Source organism: Rhodospirillum rubrum ATCC 11170 (genome assembly GCF_000013085.1).
Classification (GTDB): domain Bacteria; phylum Pseudomonadota; class Alphaproteobacteria; order Rhodospirillales; family Rhodospirillaceae; genus Rhodospirillum; species Rhodospirillum rubrum.
Window position 1 is genome coordinate 1,035,726 of the sequence record NC_007643.1, and the last position, 17,357, is coordinate 1,053,082.

Sequence of the window (17,357 nt, forward strand, 5' to 3'; positions counted from 1 at the left end):
GGTCTGGTCCGGAACGCCAGGGCATTCCCTTTAGGGTTGAATGGAATAGGGCAGGAGTCCATAGGTCCACTTTACCGGACGACCGGCCATTTGGTTGGTCAGGGCTTGCTGAAGGGGAGCCGAGAGGGAGTCGACATAAGCCACGGGATCTTCCACGACCTTAAAGCCCCGGTGACGGGCGGTGAGGGAGGACAGGGAGACCTCATCCGAAGTGACGACGGCCATGATCACGCCGGCGCCGAGAGGCTCCTCAGCCTGGAAGGAAAATCCGTAAGAGGCGTCGGGAATGGTGATCGTCTCTCCCGAGCGGACTTGATGATGGTCCTTCCCGCGCTTCTCGGAATAGAGGTTGGGGAACAACTGGGTGATCTGCCGCGCCGCATTGATATCGAAAACCACCAGATATCCCTCGACAGGGCTGGTTATGGAAAAAGACACGGTGCTTCCCAGGCGGACGGGGCTGGCGGGGGTGAGCGTGACCTGAACCGCGGAGCTTTCCGGTTTTCCCAGGGCATCCAAGGCGATGCCGGCTATTTCCCCGTCTTGCCGCCCCGTGCTGAAATCCCGATGCATCGCCTCCCCCGAGGCTTCAAGGGTTGGGGTGAGAGAGGTGCACTCGCGTTCCTTTTGGCAATAGGCTTGGGACTGCTCTCGGATAAAGCTGAGGACCTCCGCGTTGCTGATGATGCCGTTGCCGTTGATGTCGGCCTTACGGGCCACGACGGCTTCCATCAACAGACGGGTGAAGACCCCTTGATGGGCGTCGCGGTCGACCATGGCCACCTCGGAGGCGGCGACCGCCGACCAGACCCGCATCCCGGAGCGTGTCGGAACGTCTATGAAGGTTTCGGCGGCGTCCTGGGGAAGGAAGGCGGGGGACGTGGCGCCGGCACCCGGGGTCGCGTCGCGCCGGGCGGCGAAAAGGCCGGGCGCGTTGCGGCGGAGGCCTTCGCGCGAGAAACCACGGGTCGCCGAACCGGAATTGCAGGAATCGATGATGACCAGAACGTCCCGGCCCCGTAGGGCGGCGATCCGGGGTTCCAGAAGGTCATCGCGGATCAAATGGCCCAAGGGGTCGGTCCCGATATCCCAGGGGACCAGCGCCTCGTCGTAGTGATCGGGTTCGTCGCCGCTATCGTCCTTGATCTGCGTCCCGTGGCCGGAGAACTGCAGCAAAACCTTGTCGCCCGGCGCGGTTTCTTCAATAAGCGCGTCAAGGGCGGCCAGGATGGCATCGCGGGTGGCTTGCTCATTGGTCAAATGGCGGATGTCGGAAGCGGCGAAGCCCAGTTTTTGCAGGGCGAGGCTCTGGATATCATTCTGATCCTTGCGCGAGGAGCCGGGCAAAAGATCGTAGTCATCGCCCTCGTAATCATCGATCGCGATGAGAAGAGCCCGATTTCCCGCGCTGGCGGGACAGACCCCAAGGATGAGGACCGCCCCCAAAGCAAGCACCGTGGGGCCGGATTTTCGCAAACAACGCCAGAATGCGGAACGCCGGCTCATGGTTGTGGCTCTTCCAGGATATGGGTGAGGGGAAAGGCCATGGTGTTATTGCCCTTGAACACGGCGTGTTGGGCGCCCAGGCGGCGTTCTTGCGCCAGGACGGGCACCCGCAGGCGGACCCATTCCCCCAAGGTGAGGGCGCTTACGGTGGTTCCGCTGCGCAGGGCGGCATCGCGTTCCAAGCCTTGCATGACGGCGACCGCGAATACCCCGTTTTGGGTGCCGGGCAGCACATCCGCGGCGGTTTCCGAGGCCTCGGCCGCGGACAGGATGAATTGCCCCGTTTCGTTGAACAGGTTTCCCGAAACCTCTTCAATGTCGAAAGCGCCGGAGTGACAGGTATCGAGGAACAACATTTTGCGTTGCGCCGGAATATCGCCGAGCAACTCCACCAAACGGTTCGCGTCAAGCCCGCGCTCCTCGGGCGTGGTATAGGCGAGCGGGGTCAGGAAGCGATAGAGTCCCTGTTCGTCGACCTCGCCATGTCCGGAGAAATAAAGAAGCAGGCTGTCCTCGGGCCGGGTTTCATCGGCGAGCTGGGCCAAATGGGCTTCCAGGGCGGGACGCTCGGCCTGGGCATCATAAAGCTCGATAACCCGGATCTCCTCATAAACGCCCAGCGCTTGACGCCGAACGGTGGTCGCGAAGGTTCTGGCGTCGGCTACGGCATATTGGAGATCATTGCTGGCGCCGGCATAGTCGTTGATGCCAACGGCCAGCACGACAAGTCGGCTGTGGGGGGCGGGGGCTGGTGAGGGAGGGGCCTTCTCCAGCGGTGGGGGCGGGACCACGAGATCAAAAGCCGTGCGGCCGTAGACCCCGTTTTGTCCATAGGCCCGGATCTCGACCCGGTTGATCCCCTCATTCAGGGTGACGGCCCGCTCGAATCTCAAGGGGGGCGCGGGGAAGGGAAAGTCTTCCGTATCCGCTGTCTGCGCGGGGTCCGCCGGCTGCGCGGGGGCGATGGCCGCCGCGATGGCCGTGGTCTTGGGGGAGGAGGCAGCGGACGGCTCGGCGACGGACGGGGGCGCGGCCGAAGGCGCCGAAGCCGAAGGCGGCGAAGGGGGGGCGGCGACCCGCTTTTCGAAAGCCCGCTTCCGCCCCACGTTGAGCCCGTTGACCAGAACGTCGACCAGTTCCAGGCCGCCGCCGCGATCCTCGACATCAAACCGCAAAGCCACCTCCTTTTGGGTCGAAGCCAGGGTCATGACCGAAAGAACCGCCGCGTCCTTGCCGTGAATCGCATCGGACGAACCCGCTTGGCGGGCTAGGGCGGCGGGGGCGAAACAAGGGTCGGTCTCGTCGCTCCCGCCCACCGATGGCGGGGGCGGGGTGGTCTCAATCACATGAAAGCCGCGGGTGACGGGGGTGTTTTCCTTGGGGCAGACCTGCGCCAGGGCGACGGAGGGGGGCGGCGCCATCCCCAGAACCGAGCGGATATCTCCGATCTGGGCGAGCGCGAGATCCAGTCCCCGCCGCGCGCCGATCGGATCGATCAACGCCGGCCAGACCAGACCCGGCTTATGGAACAGACGATACATCTGGGCGAAATCCACCAAGGTCGGGGATTGCGCTTTGGCCACGTTGAACAGGTAGCCCACCATGGTCTGCCCGCCACTGTCGGAATGGGCGAAAAAGCCCTCCGGCGTCCAGGCCACCCAGCGGTTGGAGGCGGGGTGAAGGAAAAAGGCGCCTTGCTCGCGCAGCCCGTTTTCCAAGGTAACATGATACCAACGCAGGGTTCCGTCCCCCAGGGCGGCAACGACGAGGGGGAGGTTTGGAACGGGAAGAACCCCCCAGACCGGGGCGGGGGTGATCAGGCGGTCAAGCAGGCGTCCGGTCTCGTCGTATAGACGCAGGGAGAATTCGGCGCCAAGGATGAAGCGCTTGCCATCGGGAAGCAAAGCTTGGCTACGGGCCGTCTCCGCCGGCTCGAGGACCAGGGGGATTTTCCCCAGAAGGGGGGCGCGGCCGTTGCGCCAGTCAGCCAGACCGGGGCTGGCCGTGGCGCGAACGGTCTCTTGTCCGGCCGGCCCCGGGCGAACCAAGCCCCGGGAAAGATCGATCGTCCAGGGCGTCTGTCCTCCCTTGGCGATACCGACCTCCAGGAGGGTCCCTTCGGGGGTCACGGCGAAAAAGCCGGAGGCGACATCGCGGAAATCGGCGATGCCGGCCTCGTGGTGGATGGCCGGCAGCGGCGCCTCGGCCGTTCCCCTCCCCATCATTCCCCAAGACGGATCGGCCGTTCCATACACGACGCCCCCGTCCGGATGGGGGGCGAGAGCCGTCACCGTGTCGTGTCCCACCGTTCCAAGGACCGACCACTTGCGCTTTTGGGGGGCGTAGGCAAGCAAAAGAGTTCGCTGGTCGGTGTCGGCGCGGGTGCCGCCGGCGACGAGAACGCTCTCGCCGGCCACGGTCGTCCAGGTGACAAGGGGAGTTTCCCCCGTCTCGCCGGGCGGTACGGAAAGGATGGTGCCGGCGGCCAGGGTCAGGCCGTCGCGCAGGTCCACAAGGGCCGCCGAGCGATATCCTATGGCGAGGGTTCGACCATCGGGGGAAAAAGCCAAACCGAAGGGCGTTCCGGTTTTTCTGACGGAAACACGGGCCAAAAGGCGGAAATCCGCGGCGTATAAACGCACAAAGCCGTCGGAACTGGAGACGGCAAGCCGGCCGTCGGCGGCGAAGGCCAGGGAAGACACGGTGGCGTCCTGAAAGGCCTTGTCCTCGGCCAGGGTCCGGCCGGTCAGCGCGTCCCACACGCGGATACCGGCCCCGGCGGCGAAACCGGCGGCGAAGACCTTGCCGTCGGAGCGGTGCCGCAAACTGGTGACGACGGCGGGCAGGCCTTTGATGCGGAATTGGAGCTTCTGGGCCTTCACGTCGATCAGGTAAAGGGAGGGGCTGCCATCCCAGCTTTGCGCCGTGTACCCCGCCACCAGGGCCTTGCTCCCATCGGGAGACAGGCTCACCGTATAAAGGCTTCCTTCGAGCCCGTCCCCTTGGGGCACGGGAACGCCGCCCAAAAGGCGCCCGCTCTGTCCGTCCCAAAGGCGCAGGCTTTTATCAAGCGAGGCCGTGGCGATCAGGGTGCCCGCGGCGCCAACCGCCAGATCGGTCACCGGCGCCGTGTGCATCCCGGTCTCGAAGCGTAAAAAAGGCTGGTCCGGCAGACCGCTCTCCTGGCATCGCGCGCCGTGCGCCGTCGCCAAGAACGACAAAAACAGCAGGGTCAGGGCTACCCATCGCATCCTTCCCTGTCCAAGCGTCTTCCCTTCGCCAAGCCGGCCGGACGCTGTTTGTGACCCCCTCTGCATTGCTTCCCGCGTCCTTGCTAGGGCCGACGGTTCAACGGCAAGAAATCTGCGTATTCGGTGTGGAGTCCGGATAAATCAGATAGGATGAGGTGAAGCCGTCAGCTTTGAACTCAGTGTTAAGAGATGTCTCGGCCACTTGAACGGACGTGTTGTAGCTTCCGCAATATTTGTCCATTGACGTGTAGGTTTTCTCAATTTTTTTCTTATCTTTTTTGTTTTTTGTTTTAATTTTCTTGGATTGTTCAAAGGCGTATTCGTAACTTCCGCGCCGATCCTGAACGCCTTTATTGATGTCCTTGGCGACGGAGACATCTTTTTCCGCTCGGCGGCGGATGGCCTCCATGCGGGTCTTGGCCTCCTGGGCGGAGATGCGCTTGGCCCTGTAATCGGCGTGGACCTGGGCGGCTTCGGTCCGGCGGCAGCTCATCAGGTTGTCGAGGGCTATCTGGGCCTTGGTCACCTTTTCCTCGTCGCGCCGCATATCGCCGAGCAAAGAGAAAAGCAGCAGCTCCCCCTCTCCGTGCTGCTTGGAAAGCTCGTTCCAATAGGCGGACCCGGCCCCCACGGCCATACCCGCCGCGGCGCCGATCAGCGTTGCCGTAATGATATCCCCATTCGTCGCCGCCGCCGCCGCGGCGCCCAAGCCGGCCCCGGCCAAAGTACCGATAATCCCCCCGGCGACCATGTTGCTTGAGAAATGGTTATCAAGAGCGATGAGTTCGTCCCGTTTTGTTTTGCAGACGTCCCGGGAGTAGTCTTCGCCAAATTGGTTGGGTGGGACACACCCGCTCAGGGCAAAAAGGATGGAGGCGCAGGAGAGGGCTTTGAGTGAAGGCTTTTTAATAAAGATCACGGCCTGTTTCCTCCTTAAGACCTATTAAAAAATGGCGGCTGTTTATTCCGATAGGTTTTCTGGACGAGAGGTCTGGTTGGTCTGGTCGTAAAGAAAGAGGGAAGCCCCACGGATGCGCTTAGTGGTATTTTAATACGGAAAAGCCCGCTTTACGAGAGGGCTTGCGTCAGCTTCCGGCGTAGAACTGGACTCTCCGATTGTCGGGATGGGTGGGGGACGAGGGCCGCAAGAGGGCGCTTTCGCCTTTTCCCTCGGTTCTGAGGCGCGCGGGGGGGATAGCGAAAGACCCGATGAGATAGTCGGCGACCGCCTCCGCCCGTTTCCGGGAAAGGGCGAGATTATAGTCGGAGGGTCCGTTGGCGTCGGTATGCCCTTCGATGACCAAGATCAGGGCGCTTTCCTCGCGAAGAAGGGTCCCGATCTGGTTGAGATAGGGCAAGGATTTGACCAGGATTTCCGCCGAGTTGATTTCAAACAGGATGGGGAGGCCCACTGTTTTGCGCTTTGGGGTGTCGCTTGCCGCCGCCGGGAGGGCGTGATGAGCCGCGCTGGCGGGAACGGCCGGAGGACGGCCGGGTTTGCTTGTCGAAGACGCCGCCGCCGGGGCGGCGGCGGGTGCCGTTTGCGGGGAAGCGTCCTCGGACGGGGTGCTAAAAACGATGGCCTTGCTGAGGGGCTTTTGGGAATGGACCAAGACATCGCGCAATTCATCGACGCTGGGAACGCTGCGATATAAAAGCACGTCTTCCGCTTTGACCGTGGAAGGGGGCGTCGCCACGACAAGAGAAAAGCCAACGAGCTTAACGATCCGGGTGGCGGTTTTCTTCATCGGGAACGGTCCTTTTCAAGGTCGGTGACTTGATTTTCCGTGAACAAATAAAGTCAAATCATCCAATGGTTCTAGCGGCCGCTATAGGAGTGTTCGGTTAAATCCGAATACAATCGGCACCATCCCACCGTAAAAAAATAACCGGGGGGGCAACCAAACTCGGGGTTTTCAGGAACTTTGCTGATGACGCATTTGTTGGCATGGAATTCTATGCAGCATTTGTTGTCGCGATATCCCTTGCAGGCCATGTTGCCGCCAATAACAAGATCCCCTCCCTCTACGTGGACATCGCCACTGACACTGACGCTGGTGTCCGCCGCGCGGCCAACGCCGGAGGTGGTGGCGCCGATATAGGTGCTCGCGTCGCGCCCGCGGCCGCTGGTTACGACATCGCCTTGGACGGAAACATCGATGTCGGCGTTCCCATCGGCGACACCGATGGAGGTGGTCGCCCGATGACCGCCGCTGGCCGTGGTGGTCACCGAGCCGCGAACCTGGGCGTCGATCCTCGTATTGCCGCCGGTGGTCCCGCCCACCGTCGTCACGGCGGTGCTTCCTCCCGATGCCGTGTTCGAGATGGTGTTGGCATGGGCGTTAATGCGCACCCCGCCCGACTCCTGGGCCAACGGCGCGCTGGTCGACGACAGGCAGCCCAGCGTAAGGACGGCCGTGGCGATGATAAGGGTCTTCATTCCCAGTCCTCCTCATAGGCGAGGGTCACGGTCTTCCGCAGGCCTTGTCCATCGGGTGAGGCACGCCAAGGGTGACGCAGGGCCGGCCCGATCTCGTCTTTGAAATGGTGACCCGGGTCGCCGGACGGCCAAGCCCCCAATCGTCGAGGAAAAACGTCTCCTCCCCCTCGTCGGGGTCTTTCGCGCCGACCTTGCCCCGGCTCAGGCCATAGGCCGCCCGGGCCCGGTTCTCGGAGGCGGGATCGCTATCCTCCCACCAAAGCTGAAGGGCTCCCCGCCCCCCGGGGAGGAGGGGGCCCGTGGGATCGATGGTGCGGATGATCACCTGATCGGGTTGGGCCAGGGACAGCGTGGGCGAGGCGCGCTCCAGGCCGTCGCCCGCCCGCCGACGCGAAAGGCTGGCGTTCCTGGTCGGGGGGGGATCGAGGGGCCCCAGCGGAGGGGGGCTTGCCGCCTCCCCCCGCTTTGAAAGCCGGTTTGCCCTCAGCACGATAAGGCCGTTCTCAACGGGAAAGGCGCCTCCTCCCCCCAAAGCCGGCGCGGGCCCGGGCGTCGGGGATGGGGTGGTCTTCACCTGGCTTTCCTGGCCCTCGACCAGGTCTCCCCCCAGGAGGAGAAACGCTATGGTCGAGAAAGCGACGAGCCGGGACATTTTCGCCTCCGGAATGGGGTTACTGAACGGCGATCGTCACGGTTTGAATACTGGTCTTCATTTTGTCGAGTCCTTGGTGTTGATAAATAATATCACCAAGGGAACTCTCTTTAAGGGGCTGTAGATCGGGCTGAAGCAGGACGGAGGGGATCTTTTTGTTTTGATAAGGCGACTGCGTGGCGACGCAGGCGACGTTTTCTTCCGTTCCCGTCTTGTCGAGCACAATAGAGAAGCGGCCCTTCGTCGGGATGCGCTGAGGAAGTCCGGGCTTGATGGTGGGGTTCGAGTCAAAGCGATTGGGGAAGACGCGGGCGATCGTTCCATCGCTGGCCTGGTAGTAACAATAAAGATTGGCGGTCTGGGAGACGCTGACGTCGATGGCCAGAGAGTCCCCCGCCCGGAAGCTTCCCCGGGAGGGGGTGACAGGGGTAAGGGTCAAGCCGAGGGGATCATATCCGGCCGTTTCGCTGTCCGAGGCCATGAGGCTGGGCGAGACGGGGGGGGCTTGAAGGGGTTGTCCACCGCTGGGGCCGCGCCGGGCCATATCGTCGGCGATGAAGCGGTAATAGAGATCGAAATCGATGCGGCCGTTGGCGATCAAGTCCTTTTCCGCCTTATAGCGGTTGATGGCGTCCACCAGCGCGCGGTTCGTTTCGGTGGTGTCGGCGCCCTGGTAATAACCGATGCCGCGCAAAGCCGATGCCGTTAGGCGGACGCGATCGGCCGGGCTCATCTGGTCATACCAGTCGCGAATCTGCGCCATCATTTCCGGATTGGTGGACTCGATCTCCAGGCAGCGCCAATAGGGAACCCGGGTGAACTTGCCCAGGAGTTCGATCAGCCCCAGTTCCACCAGGGTTCGCGCCGCCGCGTGGGTTCCTTGCGCCCGATCATTGCTGAAGTTCAGGTAGATGTTCGCCTTGGGCACCAAGCCTTCCACTTCCGCGCCCCGTCCGCTTTTCACCGTGGCGATGGTGTTGGTCGACGAGATCCCCGGAAGGATTTCCAGGTCGGTGGTTTTCCCCATGTTGAGGTCCATGGAGATCAGGGAAACCAATTGATCTTGTTCGTATCCCAACGAGACGAAATCAAAGGCGACGCCGATGCCCTGGTTGTCTTGGAGTATTCCGCGATCGACCTGTGTAAAGGCTCCGCGAATGTAATAGCTTGGAAAAGATTTCCGCTGTGTATCATGATTGGTGAGGATTTGATTGAAATAGAAAACGGCGTCGCCGCTTCTTTCCACATCGACAAAGCGAAAGGCATTGCTTTTGGCCGTCATCTTGGACAAGGCGCTGATCATCATCTCCTTGGTTCCCGCCCTAACCTCCCCGGTTTGATCGGGGAGGCCATCGGAGGTGATGATGATGTCGCGCTTGCCGTAGGCGAGAAACAGATCGTCCATGCACCGCAACGCGTTGGTAAAGCTCGTCATGTTTTTGACGACGGGGGTGTCGGGCTGGGCGACGACGGAGGCGGTTTGTGGGTTCGACATGGTTTGACAGCCCGCCAGAACCAGGGCTCCGGCCAAAACGGAACACACGAGGGAACGACCCTCCCAACGCAGGCTCATCACATTTCCCCCTGACTTGGTCATCAAAACGCGCCTGTTTATTTGCAGCGATAGATCACGTCGCCGCGGATGACGGTCTCGTTGGTTTCGCGTAAAGAGGAACGCCGCGAGTCGGTCTCGGTCGCGCCAAGGGTCGCCGTCGGGCAATCCGATATGATGTCGTTGTCGATCAGCCCCTCGCCCTTGCGGGCCGACTGGTTGCCGGCCTTGGTGTACAGCTGATTGGTTTTGGCCTGAAGACCGGGGTCGGCGCCGACCCGCTGATTGAGATCCTGGGCCCTGGCCTCGGCCGCCCCTAGAAGAAGAACCACTCCCATCGCCCCGATAAGACCCTGCTTCATCGCCCAGTCCCCTTGTCCCTAAGCCCGTTGGTCCCCAAGCCCCTTGCCCATACGTCCTTTGCCCATACGTCCTTTGATGGCGTCAACGGCCGCAGGCGCTTTGGCCCACGGTGCCCACATTGACCTCGCTGCACGAATCGCTGTCCGCCCGGTTGGAAACGTTGTTCACCCGGGCATTGATCTCGATGTCGCCTTTGACGGCCGTTCCCTGGCCGACGGTGCCGACGTTGATCACCGCCGTGGATCCTTGGCTCGCCTGATTGCTGAGGGAATTCGCCGTGGCGTTGATGGTGACGTTTCCGCCAACCCGCACCCCCCCCGACTCCTGGGCCGTTCCGGGCGTCGGACTCGTCAGGGCCAGCCCCAGGCTGGTCATCACCAAAAGACATCCCCAGGTTTTGCCCATGGCCGCCCCTTTTTTCTGAAAGCGGATCCCGGACGGCGACGGTCGCCCCCCGGGACGCTTTTTATTGGCAGGTCGCGTCGCTGCTGATGCCGCCAATGTTCTGGCAAGCCCTGGATTTATTCCCGACGGCGGCGTTCACCGCCGTTCCCACGTCGGTTTTCTGGGTCAGGTCGCCCCCGATATCGACATTGCCTTGAACCCCGCCAATCTGCTGTTTGGCCAGGGATTCCTTGCCGACGGCGGCATTGACCGCGGTATCTACTTTCGTCTGCATATCGACATCGCCGCCGATTTTCACGCCGCCGGACTGTTGGGCCTGGGCCGTCGCGGCGAGGGCCATCGCACCACAAAAGGCCATCACGGAAAGTGTTTTATTCACGGTGAATACCTCCTTATGTTTCGCCTCTGTGAAGGCTTTTTAAGAAAAACAAGGAAAAAACCGGAACTGGAAAATAGTTTAATTAGCGAGCGATGGCTGATCATGGGTCTTTTTCATAAGACCTATGTTCTTTTGTTTCTACGGCGTTGAAATAAGAGGGCATACACCCTTTTTGGTGTATTAAAGGTATTCAATAACCTTTTAATTGTTGTTGGGGTATGTAGAAAAGTCAAGATGGAAAAATATGGATCACACCACCCATGGGGATAATTTTATGAGATCCCTATGGTTTTTAGGGTGCTCCCGGAGCGCGTCCGTTGAGGGGGCGCCGTCAGGGCGATCGCGGTATGCCGCTCGACCAATGTTTCCCGAAGATCTATGCGTCTTCGCAGCCTGCGCCGAGCCCGGCAATGTCGGCTTCCTGCGCGCGGGGGCTTGGCGTTTTGCCGCGACCTTGCGGGACGTGACGGCAAAGATCGAAAGGTGGGGCGCTCCGTTCTTCCCAGCGGTTCATCTGCGGTGACGCGCCAGATCGTGTCCGACCGGCCGAGCCTATTTCGCAGGAATCGCCTGTGCCAGGAAGGCGGTGATCATCTCGACCAGTTGCTGGTGAATGGCTTGCCGGTCGCGCGTTTCGCCATCCTTGCAGACGATGCCTTCACCGGGCGAATCCTGCTCGATCAGCTCGACCGCCCCGGGCTTGCAGAGCTGCATGAAGCTGAAATGCATGGCGTCGGGAATTTCGACGTAACGGGCGGTGGCCTTCGGCAGGTGGGCGGCCAGATAGCCGGACTCGAGCTTGGCCGGAAGGTCGCCGATATCGACGCCCGCCCCGATGATCAGCGCCGGCACGGGGAAGGTGGCGAGGCTTTCCGGCGTGAAGCCACGGGCAAGTCCGACGTCGAGCGAGACGATCGCGGCCACTCGAGCGTCGCGCAGATCGCCCTCCAATCGGCCGTGTTGTCCCGGTTCGATGCCCAGTCCGGGGCCGAGGCCGCAGGTGCGCGGGTTCGGCCGCGCCTTGCAGTCGTTGTCGAACTGGTCCGAGCTGAAGCGCGCGCCGCCTAGGGAGACGACCGTCCACCCACCGAGCGAATGGCCGATGGCGGCTATGCGGTCGGCGATGATCGTCCCCGCCAAGCCGGGATCCTTTGTCAGCGCGTCGATCACCCGGCCGAGGTCATGCGGGCGTTCCCATAGCCTGGCCGCCTGGGCGGGGGATTTGTCAAACGTCGTCGTTCCCGGATGGTCCGGCGCCGCCACGACATATCCCCGATGGGCGAGCTCTCCGGCCAGCCAATTGAGATTTCGCCAGCTGCCCCAATAGCCGTGGGACAAAACGACAAGCGGGTGCGCGTCGCCGACCGGCTTGGCATCCCTGATGGCGGGCAAGCCAACAAAGACACGGTTTTCGCCCACCTCCCCGATCGGGGCGACGTCATTGGTCGGATACCAGATGCTGACGTGCAGCGGCCGGTCGCCGCCGACATCCGGCAGCGCTGCCTCCTTGAAACCGATGGTGTCGGCAGCTTGCGCGGTGGAGATGGAAAAGGCGGCAAGCAGGAATGCGGTGAGACCAAGTTTCGGCATGGTGACCTCCGGCGGGACTGAACGGGCGTTTTTATAGCGGATGTCGATGTCGGCGGAGGTCCTAAAGGCGATCGAGGACGCGTCGAGGGCGTAATCGGGGACGATGGCCTTGGCAACGAGATAAGGACTCTGGCGCGCCGCTCCTCCTGTGGCATAAGGGGTCAAACAGCGTCCAGGATCCCGATCGCCCATGATTCGTCTTGAAACCATCACCAAGCAGACCAGCCACCGCATTCTTTTTTTCGAGGCCTCCGCCGCGCTCAACCGGGGTGAGAAAATTGGTCTCGTCGGTCCGAACGGGGCGGGCAAGACCACGCTGTTTCGCATGATCACCGGCGAGGAGGCGCCCGACGAGGGGCAGGTGGCGGTCGAGAAGCAGGTCTCGATCGGCTATTTCAACCAGGATGTCGGCGAGATGGCCGGCCGCACGGCGGTCGCCGAGGTGATGGATGGGGCCGGGCCGGTTAGCGCCGTGGCCAGCGAATTGGCCGTTCTGGAAGCCGCCATGGCCGATCCCGGGCGCGCCGACGACATGGACACCATCATCGAACGCTATGGCGAGGTGCAGGCGCGCTTCGAGGAACTGGGCGGCTATGAGTTGGAGGGGCGGGCGCGCGAAGTGCTGGCCGGGCTCAGCTTCAGCCAGGAGATGATGGACAGCGACGTCGGCGCGCTGTCGGGCGGCTGGAAGATGCGGGTGGCGCTTGGCCGCATCCTGCTGATGCGCCCCGACGCCATGCTTCTTGACGAGCCGAGCAACCACCTTGACCTTGAAAGCCTGATCTGGCTGGAGGACTTCCTGAAGGGCTATGAAGGCGCCCTGCTGATGACCTCCCATGACCGCGAGTTCCTCAACCGCATCGTCACCAAGATCATCGAGATCGATGGCGGAGCCTTGACCAGCTACTCGGGGGATTACGCCTTTTACGAACGCCAGCGGGCCTTGAACGAAAAGCAGCAGCAGGCCCAGTTCGAACGCCAGCAGGCCATGCTGGCCAAGGAATTGAAGTTCATCGAACGCTTCAAGGCCCGGGCCTCCCACGCCAGTCAGGTGCAAAGCCGGGTGAAGAAGCTTGATAAGATCGAGCGCTTCGAGCCGCCCCGGCGCCGCCAAAGCGTTTCCTTCGATTTCCCGCAGGCGCCGCGCTCGGGCGAGGATGTCGTGGTCTTGCGCGAGGTGTCCAAGGGCTATGGCGCCCGGGCGATCTACCAGGGGTTCGACTTCAAGATCCGCCGCAAAGAGCGCTGGTGCGTCATGGGCGTCAACGGCGCGGGCAAATCGACGCTGTTGAAACTGGTGGCCGGGGCGACCACCCCCGACAGCGGCAGCGTCAGCGTCGGCGGCAGTGTCAAAATGGGCTATTTCTCCCAGCACGCCATGGAAGTGCTCGATGGCGACAACACGGTGTTTGAATCCCTGGAAAGCGCGTTCCCCCAGGCCGGCCAGGGGTCGCTGCGGGCGCTGGCCGGCTGTTTCGGGTTCTCCGGCGATGACGTGGAAAAGAAATGCCGCGTGCTGTCGGGCGGCGAAAAGGCCCGGCTGGTGATGGCGACCCTGCTGTTCAACCCGCCCAACTTCCTGGTGCTCGACGAGCCGACCAACCACCTTGATCTCGACACCAAGGAAATGCTGATCACGGCTTTGGCCGATTACGACGGCACCATGCTGTTCGTCTCCCACGACCGCCATTTCCTGGCGACGCTGTCCAACCGGGTGCTGGAGCTGACCCCAGAGGGCATCCACCAATACGACGGCGGCTATACGGAGTACGTGGCGCGCACCGGCCAGGAGGCGCCGGGACTGCATCCCTGATAAAGCGCTTCTGGCGTCGGGAGCTTTAATTGCAAATGACTTGCAATAGCAAATCGACGCTAAGTGTGCTATCGGCCTTGCCATCGCCCCTCGCCTGGACTGGGGCGATGGAAGGGGAGGGATGCGATGTCTGTGCAAGAAAGCGTTGGTGGAGACGTCACCGGCTGGTGGCCAAGCGACAACGAGTCCCTGTCCCCCTATCCCCTGTACCGGGAACGCTTCTGTCGCGAGGGCGGCTTACAACCGGTTTTTAGCGGTCGTACCGTCTTGTTGCCGTTGCGGCCGGGATTGCTTCTTAGCATGCGTGAGGGACAGGCTTTAACCGATTTGCGCGGGAAGCGCGAAGTGGGGCCGGCCATGCATCTTGAGATCCTGTTCGCGGCCGAAGGCTATTCCGTCGTTTCCGGAAGTACGGAGCGGTATCCCTTCAAACCCAATACCGTTTCCCTGCAAGTCACCTCCTCTGCGGTGGTCGCCGAGTTTTTCATCCCCGCCGGCGCGGTGATCCGATCTCTTGCTGTGCGGTTCAGCGGGCTTTATCTGGATCACCTCGCCAGCAAGGGAGGCTTCGCCGCCCTCTGTTCTGGGGGCGGGGATCCGTTGCTTTTGTCCAGAGGGGTGGATCTGGTCATGCGCCCCCTGTCCCCGGCCTTGAGGCCTCTCGCCTCGCAGATCCTGGCGACCGAAGGAGCGACGGACGGCGAACGCCTGTTCCTTGAAGCCAAGATTCTGGAACTGATCTCCGTCGTCCTTTCCACGCCGGCGTCGGGCGGCGGCCAGTCGCAAACGGAGCCGACGAAGACGGCTCTTTCCAGGCGGGATCATAAGAAGATCGGGCAGGCCCGCGAACTTCTTATCGGCGATCTGGATAAGACGTGGAAAATCAAAGACCTCGCCCGCCACGTCGGTATGAATGAAAACAAGTTGAAAGCCGGCTTTCGCCAGATTTACGACAATTCGATCTATGCTTATCTCCAGGATTGGCGCATGCGAGCCGCCTCGCATCGCCTGAAACAGGGCGAGGACTCGGTAACGGGCGTGGCTTTGAGTGTGGGGTATTCCAATCCCGCCCATTTCGCCAAGGTGTTCCGTCGCTATTTTGGCGTCTCGCCGAGCCGCTATGCGGAGGACGGGGCCCCGGGGCCCAAAAAAGATAACGAGACTTATTAGCAATTAATCCCGATCTCCGCCTTGGGTGGGCGGATCGCGTTAGTGCCGTTTTCCAGATTGCCATACTTCCAGAGCGGTTTAGCCGAGGAAAGGGCGAGGAATGATGCGGTCAGCGCGCAAGGCACGAGTTCCCTCCGTTGGGATTGTCTCCCCCATGATGGCCATTGTGGCTGCGATCTCCTTTGGCGGGATCGGCCCGTCGCAGGCTCAGGAGATGGATAGCGAGGATATCGATGCCAGGAAAAAGGTTATAGAACTGGAGTCGCTGACGATCACGGCGAATAAACGGGATCAAAAAATAAATGAGGTCGATGGTTCCGTTCTGGTGCGCGACGGGAAAGACCTTGAAAAAGCTCATGTAACCACCGTTGCGGATCTGGAACGCGTCTTTCCGGGGCTGATGATTCAATCGCGCGGTAGTCGTAGCTATGCGAACTTCAGCCTGAGAGGGGTGAATTCGCCCGATTTCTACAATCCGTCCATTCAGGTCTACGTGGACGGCGTGCCCCAGGATTCCACCTTTTTCACCCAAGAGTTGGTGAACGTCGAGCGGGTCGAGCTTCTGCGAGGCCCCCAGGGAACGCTTTATGGCGGAAACGCCTATGCGGGCGTGATCAATATCGTTTCGCGCAAGCCCGACAACGCGGTCAAGGGCATGGTCGGCGGCATGGTGAGCACGGCTGGTGGTGAAACCGAGACATCGCTTGCCGGACCGGTGGTGCGGGACGCGCTGTATGGCGGCCTGTCGGCAAAATGGTCTCAGGCGTTCGGCCGGATCGACGATACCCTTACGGGAAAGGACGATATCGATAGCTCGAAGGGCGGCATGGTTCGCGGCCAGTTGCGCTATGCCCCCACGGGAAGCCCCTGGGATATCACGGCGGCCGGACAGTATGACCATCTGGTGTCCAATGAGGAGATCCCCGTCGAGGATCCCCATAAGCTGGTTTATAGCAGCGCCCTTTACGGAATTCCCGAATATACTCGCAAAGTGACGACCGGGTCCGTGAACGCCAGTTATGAATTCGACCGCGGGACCTTATCGAGCCTCACCTCCTATCAGGATCGTTCGCTCGAGCGCTTCGCCTATGCCATGGAGCAGCCGGAATTCCAGACCACCCTGTCGCAGGAGGTCCGTTATGCCTTCGGGGACAAGGATGGCCCCTTGGATGGCGTGGTCGGGGCCTTTTTCAAAGACACGGATTTCACCCGCAAAACCGCGCAATATTACACCTACCAAGGTCCATCCGAAAACGCGGTGGCCTCCAGGTCTTATGCGCTTTTTGGCGAGATGACCCAAGCCCTGACTCCGGTTTTGGATGTGACCGGTGGTTTGAGGTATTCCTATGATACCTCGGAAATCGACTTCACCCGCCAGGGGGCCAGTTTCTATCCGGCCCTGGATTTCGAGAATTCGGCCGATTTCCATAATGTGTCGATGAAGCTGGCCCTTGGCTGGCAAATCAATGAAGACAACCGGGTTTATGGTTTGATCAGCCGCGGCTATAAGCCCGGCGGCTTCAATCACGCGGTGATGTCGGCGGCTGATCGGCAGGCCTTTGATAACGAAACCTCGACCAATTATGAGCTGGGCTGGCATGGAACGGTTGTCGAGGATCGCCTATGGGTCAATGCCTCGGCCTATCTGATCGAAGCCGAGAACAAGCAGATCTACGTTACCGCCGATTCCATGACCGGATTGCAGGCCCTGCGCAATCTGGGGGATTCCCGCAGCTATGGCCTGGAAGTCGATGTGACGGCCCGTCCCCTGGACTCGGTTCAGGTCACGCTTGGTGGGACCTTTGGCCGGTCCGTCTTCGTATCCTCGACCGATCCGGTGACCGGTGAGGACTACGATGGCAAAACGCTTCCTTATGCGCCCGACTACACCCTCAACGCCGCCATCGAATATACCCTGCCTCTTTCGTCTTTTCCGGGCGAGATCAGCCTGCGCGGCGCGGGGCGCTATGTGTCGGCCAGCTATTTCGATCCGTCCAATAGCCTGAAGCAGGATGGCTATCCGGTTCTCGATCTGTCGGTCAACCTGGCGACGGACACGGGGATCAAGGTCGCGGTGTTTGCCGATAACATCGCCGACCAAGGCTATCGGACTTACTCCTATTCGGCCGGGGCCACGACCTATAGCACCGCCGGTCAGGGACGCACCGTGGGCATGCGGGCCAGTTGGGCCTTCTGATCGCGCGCCTCTCTTTCCCCCCGATAAACACAAAGGAAT

General features: G+C 61.5%; 14 protein-coding genes. 4 read left to right on the plus strand and 10 right to left on the minus strand.

The window, feature by feature from the left end; translation table 11 throughout:
- Positions 1–30: 30 nt before the first annotated feature.
- From RRU_RS04545 to RRU_RS04585, 9 genes are all read right to left on the minus strand, one after another.
- Complete coding sequence (locus RRU_RS04545) at positions 31–1,506, minus strand: DUF4384 domain-containing protein (RefSeq protein WP_011388622.1); 1,476 nt, start codon at positions 1,504–1,506, stop codon at positions 31–33.
- Positions 1,503–4,757: a caspase family protein gene (locus RRU_RS04550; RefSeq protein WP_014626057.1), complete on the minus strand. Its 3,255-nt coding sequence runs from the start codon at positions 4,755–4,757 to the stop codon at positions 1,503–1,505. The genes RRU_RS04545 and RRU_RS04550 overlap by 4 nt, the downstream gene beginning before the upstream one ends.
- A gap of 97 nt (positions 4,758–4,854) precedes the next feature.
- The gene (locus tag RRU_RS04555) at positions 4,855–5,676 is read right to left on the minus strand and encodes a hypothetical protein (protein WP_011388624.1); all 822 of its coding nucleotides are present in this window, start codon (positions 5,674–5,676) and stop codon (positions 4,855–4,857) included.
- Positions 5,677–5,842: 166 nt separating this feature from the next.
- Positions 5,843–6,505: an OmpA family protein gene (locus RRU_RS04560; protein WP_011388625.1), complete on the minus strand. Its 663-nt coding sequence runs from the start codon at positions 6,503–6,505 to the stop codon at positions 5,843–5,845.
- Positions 6,506–6,576: 71 nt separating this feature from the next.
- Complete coding sequence (locus RRU_RS04565) at positions 6,577–7,197, minus strand: hypothetical protein (protein WP_011388626.1); 621 nt, start codon at positions 7,195–7,197, stop codon at positions 6,577–6,579.
- 25 nt (positions 7,198–7,222) lie between these two features.
- The gene (locus RRU_RS04570; protein ID WP_242601296.1) at positions 7,223–7,687 is read right to left on the minus strand and encodes a hypothetical protein; all 465 of its coding nucleotides are present in this window, start codon (positions 7,685–7,687) and stop codon (positions 7,223–7,225) included.
- 181 nt (positions 7,688–7,868) lie between these two features.
- The gene (locus tag RRU_RS04575) at positions 7,869–9,569 is read right to left on the minus strand and encodes a DUF4384 domain-containing protein (RefSeq protein ID WP_237703831.1); all 1,701 of its coding nucleotides are present in this window, start codon (positions 9,567–9,569) and stop codon (positions 7,869–7,871) included.
- Positions 9,461–9,763 (minus strand): hypothetical protein, encoded by a 303-nt coding sequence (locus RRU_RS04580; protein WP_011388629.1) that lies wholly within the window; start codon positions 9,761–9,763, stop codon positions 9,461–9,463. Before RRU_RS04580 ends, RRU_RS04575 begins: the two co-directional genes overlap by 109 nt.
- Positions 9,764–9,845: 82 nt before the next feature.
- Entirely contained in the window at positions 9,846–10,169 is a 324-nt protein-coding gene (locus tag RRU_RS04585) for a hypothetical protein (protein WP_011388630.1), read from the minus strand.
- A 64-nt stretch (positions 10,170–10,233) separates the two neighbouring features.
- Here RRU_RS04585 and RRU_RS19895 point away from each other — a divergent pair, with 64 nt between their 5' ends.
- Positions 10,234–10,698 carry a hypothetical protein gene (locus RRU_RS19895; RefSeq protein WP_193384999.1) on the plus strand — a complete coding sequence of 155 codons (465 nt, stop codon included), beginning with the start codon at positions 10,234–10,236 and terminating at the stop codon, positions 10,696–10,698.
- Positions 10,699–11,100: 402 nt separating this feature from the next.
- On the opposite strand, the gene RRU_RS04595 is transcribed toward RRU_RS19895, so the two are convergent.
- Positions 11,101–12,303: an alpha/beta hydrolase family protein gene (locus RRU_RS04595; protein WP_201215921.1), complete on the minus strand. Its 1,203-nt coding sequence runs from the start codon at positions 12,301–12,303 to the stop codon at positions 11,101–11,103.
- A 25-nt stretch (positions 12,304–12,328) separates the two neighbouring features.
- Here RRU_RS04595 and RRU_RS04600 point away from each other — a divergent pair, with 25 nt between their 5' ends.
- The 3 genes from RRU_RS04600 to RRU_RS04610 all read left to right on the plus strand — a co-directional run bounded on the left by RRU_RS04600 (position 12,329) and on the right by RRU_RS04610 (position 17,318).
- Entirely contained in the window at positions 12,329–13,951 is a 1,623-nt protein-coding gene (locus RRU_RS04600; RefSeq protein ID WP_011388633.1) for an ABC-F family ATP-binding cassette domain-containing protein, read from the plus strand.
- Positions 13,952–14,077: 126 nt separating this feature from the next.
- Positions 14,078–15,121 carry a helix-turn-helix transcriptional regulator gene (locus RRU_RS04605; RefSeq protein WP_011388634.1) on the plus strand — a complete coding sequence of 348 codons (1,044 nt, stop codon included), beginning with the start codon at positions 14,078–14,080 and terminating at the stop codon, positions 15,119–15,121.
- Positions 15,122–15,335: 214 nt separating this feature from the next.
- Positions 15,336–17,318: a TonB-dependent receptor gene (locus RRU_RS04610; protein ID WP_242519982.1), complete on the plus strand. Its 1,983-nt coding sequence runs from the start codon at positions 15,336–15,338 to the stop codon at positions 17,316–17,318.
- Positions 17,319–17,357: the final 39 nt, after the last annotated feature.